Raw genomic sequence first — 12,500 nt, forward strand, 5'->3', positions numbered from 1 at the left:
CTACGTGAGTAAAACAGCTATCTCGCAAACTTTTGCACAGTCTCCGCAATTGCAGAAACTGGGAACTGCTATTGCCCAGTCCGAAAGTAAAACACATATTCAAGGTCTTGTTGGGTCATCATTATCCTTTACCATAGAAGATGCTTTTCACAAAAGTGAAAAACCTTTCTTATGCATTTTTAATGATAAAGAAGAAGCTGCCTACTACCTTAATGATTTAGAACAATTGTTGGGAGATAAAAATGTACTTTTTTATCCCGGAAGTTATCGACGTCCTTATCAGATCGAAGAAACTGATAATGCGAATGTGTTGCTTAGAGCCGAAGTATTAAATAGAATTAACTCCAGAAAAAAACCTGCTCTAATTGTTACATACCCAGATGCTTTATTCGAAAAAGTAGTAACCAGAAAAGAACTAGAAAAGAACACGCTAAAAATTTCGATTGGCGATACATTGTCATTGGATTTTGTAAATGAAGTGTTATTCGAATATCAATTCCAAAGAGTCGATTTTGTAACAGAACCCGGAGAGTTTTCGGTTCGTGGTGGAATTGTAGATGTTTTTTCATTTAGTAATGATGAACCTTATCGTATAGAATTTTTTGGTGATGAAGTAGATAGTATTAGAACTTTTGATGTAGAAACACAATTGTCTACCGATCAAATTAAGAAAATCACTATTATTCCCAATGTAGAGAATAAAGCCATACAAGAAACTCGTGAAAGTTTCTTAAAATATATAGCATCTAAAACAGTAATCTTTGTCAAAGATATTGATCTACTATCTTCAAGAATTGACAAAAATTATGAAAAAGCTAAAGAGGCTTTTAAAACATTATCCGAAGATATCAAACATGCAACTCCGGATGAATTATTTACCTCATCAGAAGTTATTAAAAAACAACTTTTAGATTTTACATTAGTAGAAATTGGCAATCGACCTTTTACCAAAGCTGATTATGCTATAAAATATAACACAAAACCTCAGCCTTCATTTAATAAGCAATTCAATTTATTAATTGAAAACCTTAATGAAAATCATTCAGCGGGTTATAAAAACTATATCTTTTGTGTTAGCGAACAACAGGCAAAACGTTTCCATGACATTTTTGATGATGCTGATTTAGACGTTAAACAATATGAAACTGTAGTATTTTCTGCATATCAAGGTTTTATAGACCATGATCAAAAAATTATTTGTTATACAGATCATCAAATTTTTGAGCGTTATCACAAATTCAATCTTAAAAGTGGGTACGCCAAAAAGCAAGCGATTACCCTAAAAGAACTTACCAATCTCGAAGTTGGAGATTATGTAACCCATATTGATCATGGAATTGGAAAATTTGGTGGTTTACAAAAAATAGACGTTGAAGGCAAAAAACAAGAAGCCATCAAACTCATTTATGGAGAGCGTGATGTGCTATATCTTAGTATTCATTCCCTTCATAAAATTTCGAAATTTAATGGTAAAGACGGCAAAGCTCCACAGATCTACAAATTAGGGTCTAAAGCCTGGAAAACGCTAAAACAAAAAACAAAAGCCAGAGTAAAACATATAGCATTTAATTTAATTCAGTTATATGCCAAAAGAAAACTACAAAAAGGATTTCAGTATGCACCTGATAGTTATTTGCAACATGAATTAGAAGCTTCCTTTATCTATGAGGATACTCCAGATCAAAGCACCGCAACAGAAGCAGTAAAAGCTGATATGGAAAGCGAAAGACCTATGGATCGTCTGATATGTGGCGATGTTGGTTTTGGTAAAACAGAAGTGGCGATAAGAGCTGCTTTTAAAGCAGTAGATAATGGAAAACAAGTTGCGGTACTTGTACCCACAACCATCCTTGCTTTTCAGCATGCAAAAACCTTTAGAGAACGACTTAAAGATTTTCCAGTTGTTGTCGATTATGTGAATCGTTTTAGAACTGCTAAACAAAAACGAGAAACCCTAGAAGATTTAGCCAACGGTAAAGTAGATATCATTATTGGAACGCATCAACTAGTAAATAAAAATGTAAAATTTAAAGATCTTGGATTGTTAGTTATCGATGAAGAACAAAAGTTTGGTGTATCGGTAAAAGATAAGTTAAAAACCATTAAAGAAAATGTAGATACTCTAACCTTAACGGCAACTCCTATTCCAAGAACATTACAATTTAGTTTAATGGCTGCGAGAGATCTTTCTACTATAACCACTCCTCCACCAAATCGTTATCCAATAGAGACCAATGTTATTCGGTTTAATGAGGAGAGTATACGAGATGCTGTTAGTTATGAAATACAACGAGGAGGACAAGTATATTTTATTCATAATAGAATAGAAAATATTAAAGAAGTAGCCGGAATGGTACAACGTTTAGTACCTGATGCTAAGGTGGCTGTTGGACACGGGCAAATGGATGGTAAAAAACTAGAAAGTCTTATGCTTTCTTTTATGAATGGAGAATTTGATGTATTGATTTCTACTACTATTGTTGAAAGCGGGTTGGATGTACCCAATGCCAATACGATTTTTATCAATAATGCCAATAATTTCGGGCTTTCTGATTTACACCAAATGCGTGGTCGTGTAGGGCGAAGTAACAAGAAAGCCTTTTGTTACTTTATTACACCTCCTTATTCTGCAATGACCGACGATGCCAGAAAGAGAATTACAGCATTAGAGCAATTCTCAGAATTAGGAAGTGGATTCAACATTGCTATGAAAGATTTAGAAATTAGAGGTGCTGGAGATCTATTGGGCGGAGAGCAAAGTGGTTTTATTAATGAAATTGGATTTGACACCTATCAGAAAATCTTAAACGAAGCGATCGAAGAGCTGAAAGAAAATGAGTTCGCAGAATTATATGAAGATACCTCTAAAGAAAAAGTCTATCTAAAAGATACCCAAATCGATACAGACTTCGAATTGTTGTTTCCTGATAGTTATATTAATAATATTACAGAACGTCTTAACTTATATAAAGAGCTTAATGAGATCAAAGATGAAAAAGGACTACAAGCTTATGAAAAACGACTTATAGATCGTTTTGGAGAATTACCAGATCAAGCCACTGATCTTTTGAATTCAGTGCGTATCAAATGGATTGCTACAAGCATCGGAATTGAGAAAGTAATTATGAAACAAAACAAATTGATTGGATATTTTATTAGTGATCAACAATCTAGTTTCTACCAAAGCCCTGCATTTAGTCAAGTACTTCAATTTGTACAAAAAAACCCAACTAAGTGTAAGATGAAAGAAAAAAATACGAGAAACGGATTAAGGTTGTTACTTACGTTTGACAATATTAATACCATTGATCGTGCGTTACATGTTTTGCAACCTCTAAAATTTAAACAAAAAACCGAACAAAATTCTTAGTAAAGTTCCATCTAACGCAAGGGATCCTAAAGAATATTCAGCTTAACGATACTTAATTGCAATTCGTCGATAGTAATGCCTAACTAATCGTTTAAAATTTTTGTAAGTTCCTTTTCTAGGTAATTTTACATCATAATACAATGTAAACCAACTTAGATTATGAAAAAGAAAGAAGAATTTAGTTTTTTGAAAGGAACTTGGAAGCAAATAAAAAAGATTAATGACAAAGTGTATCAGATAATCGATGGATTAGATACCCACAAATTATATGCTATCAATTATAAAAATCTAAAACAACGATTTGCAGAAGAATTGGAAAATTATAAAAACCATCCAGAATTGATAGATATCGAAGAATTTTCTGCGAATTATGTTTTTGGATATCATTCTTCAAATAACATAGACAGTATGTATAGTAAACAGGCAATGTTTATAGAGGTAAAAAGCTACCTAAATAATATGAGAAATTGTGCCTAATTATTTTCTATACTTTTAAAAACAATATTTCTTTTTTTGTATTAAGTTCACTTATCTTCCATTTTAATTTTGTGTAATTGCTACAAATATCTTCTTAAGACAAACAGGAATACTTCGAAATAATTCCTATATTTCAAAATTAAATAAACCTAGCAAAATCTTCGAACACCGCACTATAACTGAAATGTCAGGTTAATGTCGGGTCAAAGTCAAGCGTAAAAATTTGAGATACTATCTCATACACCTAATATTGCTGTATCAAATGAAAACAAGTTCTAGTCATTCTACTGCAGAGAATACTACTTCTACAGAATCTAAAAACTTAAAAATCATGAAACAGCCAGCATTAGGAATAAAAATATCCGAATTACGAAAATCAAAAGGGTTAACTCAAGAAGAACTCGTAGAACAATGTAACATTAGTGTTCGAACCATTCAACGCATAGAAGCAGGAGAAGTAACACCAAGAAGTTACACTATTAAAACCATATTGTCCGCTTTAGATTATGATCTCGAAGACATCCAAACAAGAGATTCTCAGGTAACCAAAGAATTTAAAAAACTATTTCTGCTAGATATTGACGATAGTAAAGAAGCTTCTTTCTTAAATAGACAACTTACCATCTCATGGATTAGTGGAATCATCTATTTTATATTAGGCTTCGTTGAGTTTGCTTTTGATTATGCAAGATACTTTGATAATTCAATGATTGTATCTAATGCAATCTATAGTATTCTTAAATTAACGGTGCTAACTTCATTTATTTTGTTTATGCGGGGATTTATATTATCCGGTAAAATTTTCAAAAACTATCTGTTAAGAATTATAGCTTTTATCTTAACAATTATGACAATCATTTTCTATAGTTATGATATCATATCCATATATCTTGGAGAATTTGACACCATGTACATAGTAGGTGCTCATAGCGTATCCATTGGTATTATCGGTGTTCTATTTGGAATTTCTGTAATTAGATTACAAAATGCTTTAGGAATGCTAGCCAAAACAACAGGAATCTTCGAAATCATTGCTTATGGATGTATGGCAACAGTATTATTAGGGATTCTAGGATATTTCCTGCTTACTCCAACTATTATCTTAGAAATTATCTTGTTGTACAGAATTTCTGAAATGATAAAAGCTAAACAAGAAGAAACTCATCTAGAATAATATTCTCACTTCTTAAGAATTCTTTTTTCTTCATTAAGAACAACACTTAATGACTGGGAAACCTATCTCAATTTTAATCAGAAACTATCATGAAAAAAGCGATCATATCTATAACAATTATTGCATTATTACTATTAATCTACTTCTTTTTTGAGCCTATTTTCACATATACATCAGGTTGGAATAATTCTCCAGGCAAAAGTGAATTAAACCCGATACATACACATCAAAATATTACGCAACAAAAAGCTGATAGTATTTTAAAAAATATCTATAATAGATTAAACGCACCAGCTGTATCGATTGCAGTTGGTCAGAATAACAAGGTAATTTGGTCTAACGCAATGGGATATCAAGATATTAAAAACAAAACATTGGTAGATCTAAATACTAAATTCAGAATAGGAAGTACATCTAAAGCTGTAACTTCATTAGGAATTGGAGTGCTTCTTCAAGAAAATAAACTTCGTTTGGATCAAAAGGTAAAACAACTAGTTCCTTACATAAAAAATCATCTTGGAGAACTTACGCTAAAACAGCTTGCATCTCATACATCAGGAATACGAAACTATGGAGTTTGCTTTTGTTTTCCTGTTTGGGAATATTATAACAACGACTCTTTTTCTAGTGTGGAACAAAGTGTAAGTTTATTTGATGATGATCCGTTATTATTTGATCCTGGCGAACAGTTTAGCTACAGCAGTTATAATTATACATTAGTAAGTGCAATGCTAGAAGGAGCTACTGGAAAAGCATTCCCAAAATTTATGAAAGGATCTGTATTTGATCCTTTAAAAGCAAAATATATTGAAGAAGAGACTTCTGAAACCATAAAAAATGCAGCAAAATTTTACGAGGTACAAGACCAACACTATAAAGAAGTGTATCCGGTAAACAACAGCAATAAATGGGCTGGTGGAGGATACTTAGCATCTCCTACAGCTTTGGTTAAGTTAGGAAACGCTTTTATAAATCATCGTCTTTTTGACCTAAAAACCAGAGAATTGCTTACTACACCAGTACTACTAAACAATTCAGAAATCAATGAACAAAATTATGCTATTGGATGGAGAAATGACACCAAAGACATATTCGAAAATGGTACACAAATTAATATATGGCATCATGGCGGCATTGCTAATGGATCTATTTCATTACTAATGCTATTTCCAGAGTACAATTTATCTATATCCATGCTAGCTAATAAAAATGGAACATCTGCGGATCTATTTGAAAACGTATACGCAATTGCTAAAATATTTATAACCGAAAAATCTTAGGAGCATGAAAAATCAAACAATATCAATTTTAAAAACAATAGTATTCTTTACTATTTTATTTGGCGTTCCTATTTCAGCTATACCATGTACAATAGTAAGCGCAATAGCAAGAAATGGACATGTATGGAATGCAAATAATGAGGATGGCCCTTTTGGAATTGCTAATTTTATAAATGTATATACAAAATCTAAGGATGAAAAATATGGATATTATACATTATCTTATCTATCCCCAAAATACGGTCAAGGAGGACAAATACAAGGAGGAATGAATGAAGCTGGTCTAACTTTTGACTTTAATGCTATACCAAATGTCGAAAATTTCGATCCTACTTCTAAAAAAGTATTTCCAAAGGGTGACAATGCCATATTACCTTTCATTTTAGGAAATTTTAGCACTGTAACACAAGTAATTGAATTCTTTGACACCTATTGGTTTCAAAACGGATTTACAAGTGCCCAAATGCATGTAGCAGATAAACAAGGACATTTCGCAATCATAAGTGCGTCTGGTATCAAATTAGTTACGAATGGTAACCATTTAGTATCAACAAATTTTGATGTTTGTAGCAAAGAAAAAAGTACTTCTTGTTGGAGATATCCTATTGCTACTTCGAAGTTATCCGTACTTGGAGCTAGTTTATCCACTATGACCTTAATATGCAAAGAAACCGCTCAAAAAAATGGAGCCACCATGTATTCGAATATTCAAAATCTCACTACCAGAGAGATTTGGTTTTTTTCAAAACATGATCCAGATACAATAATTAAAACAAACATTTATGATCTTCTATCAAGGGGTAATGTCTCCTACAGTTTCAGCAATCTAAAATCAATTCAGGCCAAAGACAAAAAACATATATCGTCTAAACCAATAGAAATACCTTTAGATGATACTGTTTTAGATAATTATACAGGCACCTATCAAAATGGATTTATTGGCAAAGTTATGGTTGAAAAAGATGGTAAAGGAATCAAAATAATATTTTCAGATGGTATGAAATTAACGGTTAATCCTTCAGCTTCTGATACTTTCTTTTTCCCATTTGAAGATATTGTTGTTAGGTTTAGCTTCGATAAAGAAAGAGATAAAATGTCTATCAACTTCTTTGAGAATGGGCTTTGGTCTTTTACCGCTTGGAAAACATCTTTATAACTTAAAGTCCAGAATATTTTCATATTCTGGACTTTAAAATATTTGAATTAGCCTTTTTTCTATACTGGTCCTCCTACAGGTCTACATAAACATCCTGCACAGATTAGTGGATAACAGCACTCTTGATCTGAGTGACAAAAATCATTCAAATTACCGCTTCCTCCATTTACTGTTTGTTGTTGTTGTTTGTTTAATTGTTCTACTCCCTGTTGAGCTAAAATTGATTTTAACATAATAATTTGTTTTAAGATTATTTGAATTCTGGTATAAGGTACAAAATAAAAAAGAGGAAAATTCCCTTATTTCATTAATATTTTAAAAATACCTTTTTCTCATCTTTCATATGCCAAAAAAATTTTCATGAAAGATCCTTTTGAATAAAAAACTACACTCTTGTCCATACTCCATTTACACATTGAAGCTCCTCATCTTCAACCCCAAGCATACAAGATAAAAAAGGTACTGGTCCAAAACTTCCGAAACTACAAGCACTACCTTCTACACAAATCTGTGAGCCAAAACCTGCTTTTACGCTTCTTTTTTGTTCTTTATTCATTTGTTTTACCCCATCTAATTTTAAAATTGACTTTAACATAATTATTTGATTTAAGATTAATATTCAATACTAGTTTCTATAATTCGAAGATTACTTGTTCCTGCATCAGAAACATATAAAGTCTTCTGATTTCTACTAGCCAAAATTCCGTTTGGAAAATTAAAAGTAGCCTCAGAAATATCACCATCGTTATTTCCTAAAATACTTCCAGCAAACACCTCAAATTCGTTCTCTTTATTAGGATTAATTTTATAGATTTTGTGTTCTCCAAGTTGTGTAGCAAAAAGAAAACCTCGTGCATACGTTAAAAATCCAAGAAAATTTGCATTCGCAGCGGTTGCAGGTAACTCAGCAATAAAAATAAGATCACCATCTTTATATTTATAGATCTTTCTATCATTAAAATTTCCTATATATGCATCTCCTCTTTTATCGAATGCTATTCCTGCAGGTCCATTTATCGGTGTTCCTTCATATAGTTTGGTTACCATATTATCTTCTGATAAAATATTGATAGTATTCGTATTATATTCAACAAATAACATATCATTTGTTCCTGGTATTCTTTTGATTCCTGCTGGAGAAATTGCAGGAATACTATCTAATTGGACTCCATCTTCAGAATATTGATAAATAGTATTTCCAAAATGATCGCAAACGTATACTTCATTCTTTTTGTTAATTCCAATACCGTTAGGAGAAACTAATCCATCTACAAATACGGTAACTTCTCTATCCGGATTCATTTTATAAACGGTATTTCCAACAAAATCAGACCCGTATAAATTCCCTTTTCGATCAATCGCCAACCCATCGTAAAAGGAACCTTCTACTACTGTCTCTACGGAGGTACTAATATTTGGCACTTCTCCTGATATACATGAAGAAAGCAATAAAAATGCAAGAAGAGTCCATAACGTAATAAGAGTATATCTTAATTTTCGAAGACTAAAAAAATAACTAACTGTTCGTTTCATTTGATTTAATTTTAAGGTTTACTTCAAAATTGAATCAAAAATCTCCTCAAATCGACCGAGTGTATACTATGAAACGCTTTTAGCTAGTTTTTAAACTTTTAATATAATTGCTTGGAGTATCATTCTTAACCATTTTAAATGCCTTATTAAAAGTAGATTTAGAATTAAAACCAGAATCTAGTGATAAGGCCAAAATCGTGTGTTTAAAATGTTCTCCATTCTGAATTTTTGAAATAAATTCCTGAACTCTATATTGGTTGATATAGTCGTAAAAACTACATTGATGAATATTATTTAACAACCAAGAAACATTATTGGTAGTAGTACCCAATTCCTTAGCAAGATCTTTTAACGTAAGTTCATTATTAAGATATATTTTTTTAGCAACCATTAACTCCTCCAAAGATTTCTTGAGCTGCTCTAACTCTTTTCCCGACAATCGCTGCTTTATTTCTCTTTTTTTCTTCTGTATAGGAACTCTAAAAACCTCTGGCTGTTTTAAACTAAAGAAACCAACTATATAAATAAAAACAGGTATCGAAACCCAAATTAAATGATAACTTACAAAAGCCAATTCTCTTCTTCTAATAAAGAAACTATTCAGATAACTTATAACCCATAAAATCATAAAAATAGAAATACCTATCAAAAACATCTCAATATATTTTTGGACTTTTTGAGAATATGAAAGATTTGCTTTTTCCTCTTTCTTATAGATTTGTAATAAACCATAAGACAAAATAGTATACATAAGATTACTAACTAAGCCTAGGGTTTCGACAATAAAATAAATCATTCCAAAATCTCCATTCTGTATCATTTTTAATACTTCTTCCTGAGAATAAAATAGTGTCCAACCAAAAAAAGCAAGATGAAGAAATGCTGGAATAAAATGATACAACGACATTCGATATACTGGCGATTCTAAAAAAGTTAATCTCCTAATGTAGACATACAATAATGGACCAAAAATAAAAATCAATGTGTCTACAAAACATGCTATTCTAAAGAAGAGAACTCCAGAAAATTTTGGATAAAATATCCTTCCTATTAACATAATAGAAGCAATAAGCAATAGCAATGATAAAATTCTGTTAGCTGATTTATTTCTATTATGCAGTAATGAGAGCGTAATTGCTAGAAAAACACCTTGACTAATTCCTAAGAAAAGTAACAAATCAATAATTCCGAAAGAATTCATACCAGAGATTTTTCGTTTATTTCAAAACTAACCAAATTTTAAAATCAAGTAGTACGTTTGGGTACACTCATACTACTTTAACCATTTTTTTAACTAATTTTATCTATGATTCTTATAACGATGTATTGAGATCGTATTTAGTAATTTTTGATACGTTACATCAGAAAATGAAGGTGATTTTAATGTTTCTAAACAATCTAGTAATTGCTTTTTTGTTCTAAAACCTATCACAGATGAACTTATAGCAGTATTTGTAAGTACAAATTGTATCGCAGCTTCTTTTAGGGATAGATTATCTTTGGATACATCTTTTAATTTTTTAAGATTTTGTTCCACTTCCAAAACTGAATGATCCAAATATTCTTTTATTGGTTTCCCTGCCAATAATCCTTTGGCCAAAGTGCCTCTTGCCAAAACACCGATATTATTTTTCTGTAACAACTCCAAACAAGATTCTTCGGGTCTTCTATCCAAAATACTATACTGCATCATTACACTTGTAATATTAGACTTTTGCACATAAGACCTAATAACATTCGGCCTAATAGATGAAATTCCATAGTGCCTTATTTTTCCCTGTTTGATTAATGTTTCAAAAGCATCAATAGTTTCATCAATAGGATCGTCGATCGTACCTCCATGTAATTGATATAGATCTATATAATCGACCTGTAACCTCTTTAAACTATCTTCAACTGCTTTAATGATATATCTTTTACTTGGATTCCAATCCCATCCTTGACCATTTTCTTTAATTTGATTTCCTACTTTAGTTCCAATAATAATTTGATCACGAAAACTCTTTACTGCTTTTCCCAAAAGCATCTCGTTTTCCCCATTTTGATATAAATCAGCAGTATCAAAATAGTTGATCCCCTTATCGAAAGCCGTTTGAATTAACTTTATTTCATCTGATGAGTTTTCCTGAAGAGACATACATCCAAAAGAGATTTCACTGATCTCCATATTCGAATTTCCAAGTTTGCGAAAGTTCATCGTATATAATATCTATTTTTATTTAATAATTTCTCATCAAAAATGATAAAATGCATCATCGAGATGTTCAATTCGGGTTCCTGAAGCATTTTTTATAATTGCAATAATATCAAAACGTATTTCTACGTCCATATCATTCTCTATAACATAGTGATCAATTGCTTTTACCAATGATTGTATTTGTTTTGGTTTTACAAAATTCTGAGGATCGCCAAACTCTGGAGTACTTCTTGTTTTCACTTCTACCGCTATGACTACATTGCCTTTCTTAGCAATGATATCGATTTCTGCTTTTTGATATCTAAAATTCTTTTCGAGAATAGTATACCCTTTCCTCTCTAAAAATTCACTTGCTAATTTTTCTCCTTCTTTTCCTAGCTTATTATGTTCTGCCATTCCAATGAATTATACATATTCTAAAATTACCCCATCTTCTGAAACTTCTAAAGAAACTTCTTCTCCCAAAATCAACGCTCTGTTATCTTCTATATGACCCATAGGAAAATTAAATACTACAGGAAAATCATACGCTGACACAATATCCAATATAATTTCCTCTACATTTTTCCCAAAAGGAATATTGTTATCATGCATCTTAGTCATCCCACCTACAATTAAACCAGATAACTTATCAAAATATCCATTCCTCTTTAGATTCTGAAGCATTCTATCGATATGATATAAGTATTCATCTAAATCTTCAATGCACAGTATTTTATTGGTACAATCCAAAGAAGAAGTAGATCCACACATTGAATATAACATAGATAAGTTTCCTCCAACCAATTGTCCATGAGAATTTCCTAGTTTATTAATAGGTGTCGAAGGTATTTTATAACTAAAGTAGGTTCCAAACAGTGCATTGTACAAAGATTGTTTTGTCTGCTCTGTACTTTTAAAAATATCCACTGGCATTGCAGCATGTATTGTAGAAACTCCTAAATTGTGAACATGTGAATGAATTACCGTAATATCCGAATATCCAATGATCCATTTAGGATGTTTTCGAAAATTTGTAAAATCAAGTAAATCTATAATTCGTACTGTTCCATAACCTCCACGAGCACACCAGATAGCCTTAATTTCCGGATCATCTAACATCTTCTGAAAATCATTCTTCCTTTGTTCATCCGTTCCTGCAAATTGATTATCTTCTACATCAATTGTAGCTCCTACAACCGGTATCAAACCCCATTCTTTTAGAATATTAATCGCTTCTTTAATCTCTCTTTTAGTGATCTTTCTAGCTGTAGAAACAATTGCTATTTTATCTCCTTTTCCTACAAAATTTGGCTTCAACATTTCTTAAATTT

The 12,500-nt window shown here is 31.4% G+C and carries 12 protein-coding genes; 5 read left to right on the forward strand and 7 right to left on the reverse strand.

Features of this window, described 5'->3' with window-relative positions:
- The first annotated feature begins 4 nt into the window (after positions 1 to 4).
- The 5 genes from mfd to Q1A73_RS08875 all read left to right on the forward strand — a co-directional run bounded on the left by mfd (position 5) and on the right by Q1A73_RS08875 (position 7,457).
- Positions 5 to 3,370, forward strand: a complete 3,366-nt coding sequence (mfd, locus tag Q1A73_RS08855; RefSeq protein ID WP_299604321.1) for a transcription-repair coupling factor — start codon at positions 5 to 7, stop codon at positions 3,368 to 3,370.
- A gap of 159 nt (positions 3,371 to 3,529) precedes the next feature.
- Positions 3,530 to 3,847 (forward strand): hypothetical protein, encoded by a 318-nt coding sequence (locus Q1A73_RS08860; RefSeq protein ID WP_299604323.1) that lies wholly within the window; start codon positions 3,530 to 3,532, stop codon positions 3,845 to 3,847.
- A 262-nt stretch (positions 3,848 to 4,109) separates the two neighbouring features.
- Positions 4,110 to 5,021: a helix-turn-helix transcriptional regulator gene (locus tag Q1A73_RS08865; RefSeq protein ID WP_299604325.1), complete on the forward strand. Its 912-nt coding sequence runs from the start codon at positions 4,110 to 4,112 to the stop codon at positions 5,019 to 5,021.
- An 89-nt stretch (positions 5,022 to 5,110) separates the two neighbouring features.
- Positions 5,111 to 6,301 (forward strand): serine hydrolase domain-containing protein, encoded by a 1,191-nt coding sequence (locus Q1A73_RS08870; protein WP_299604327.1) that lies wholly within the window; start codon positions 5,111 to 5,113, stop codon positions 6,299 to 6,301.
- A gap of 4 nt (positions 6,302 to 6,305) precedes the next feature.
- Positions 6,306 to 7,457: a hypothetical protein gene (locus tag Q1A73_RS08875; RefSeq protein ID WP_299604329.1), complete on the forward strand. Its 1,152-nt coding sequence runs from the start codon at positions 6,306 to 6,308 to the stop codon at positions 7,455 to 7,457.
- A 59-nt stretch (positions 7,458 to 7,516) separates the two neighbouring features.
- Here the strand turns inward: Q1A73_RS08875 and Q1A73_RS08880 are convergent, their stop codons facing one another.
- The 7 genes from Q1A73_RS08880 to Q1A73_RS08910 all read right to left on the reverse strand — a co-directional run bounded on the left by Q1A73_RS08880 (position 7,517) and on the right by Q1A73_RS08910 (position 12,489).
- Positions 7,517 to 7,690 carry a hypothetical protein gene (locus tag Q1A73_RS08880; RefSeq protein ID WP_299604331.1) on the reverse strand — a complete coding sequence of 58 codons (174 nt, stop codon included), beginning with the start codon at positions 7,688 to 7,690 and terminating at the stop codon, positions 7,517 to 7,519.
- A 152-nt stretch (positions 7,691 to 7,842) separates the two neighbouring features.
- The gene (locus Q1A73_RS08885) at positions 7,843 to 8,052 is read right to left on the reverse strand and encodes a hypothetical protein (RefSeq protein WP_299604333.1); all 210 of its coding nucleotides are present in this window, start codon (positions 8,050 to 8,052) and stop codon (positions 7,843 to 7,845) included.
- Between the two features lie 17 nt (positions 8,053 to 8,069).
- Complete coding sequence (locus Q1A73_RS08890; protein WP_299604335.1) at positions 8,070 to 8,990, reverse strand: hypothetical protein; 921 nt, start codon at positions 8,988 to 8,990, stop codon at positions 8,070 to 8,072.
- Positions 8,991 to 9,069: 79 nt separating this feature from the next.
- On the reverse strand, positions 9,070 to 10,191 hold the full coding sequence (locus Q1A73_RS08895) for a helix-turn-helix domain-containing protein (protein ID WP_299604337.1): 1,122 nt from the start codon (positions 10,189 to 10,191) through the stop codon (positions 9,070 to 9,072).
- Positions 10,192 to 10,290: 99 nt separating this feature from the next.
- Complete coding sequence (locus Q1A73_RS08900; RefSeq protein ID WP_299604339.1) at positions 10,291 to 11,187, reverse strand: aldo/keto reductase; 897 nt, start codon at positions 11,185 to 11,187, stop codon at positions 10,291 to 10,293.
- 36 nt (positions 11,188 to 11,223) lie between these two features.
- Positions 11,224 to 11,583, reverse strand: a complete 360-nt coding sequence (locus Q1A73_RS08905; RefSeq protein ID WP_299604341.1) for a YraN family protein — start codon at positions 11,581 to 11,583, stop codon at positions 11,224 to 11,226.
- Positions 11,584 to 11,592: 9 nt separating this feature from the next.
- Positions 11,593 to 12,489: an LD-carboxypeptidase gene (locus Q1A73_RS08910; RefSeq protein ID WP_299604343.1), complete on the reverse strand. Its 897-nt coding sequence runs from the start codon at positions 12,487 to 12,489 to the stop codon at positions 11,593 to 11,595.
- Positions 12,490 to 12,500 lie beyond the last annotated feature (11 nt).

This window comes from uncultured Aquimarina sp. (genome assembly GCF_947492115.1).
In the GTDB taxonomy this organism is placed as follows: Bacteria; Bacteroidota; Bacteroidia; order Flavobacteriales; family Flavobacteriaceae; genus Aquimarina.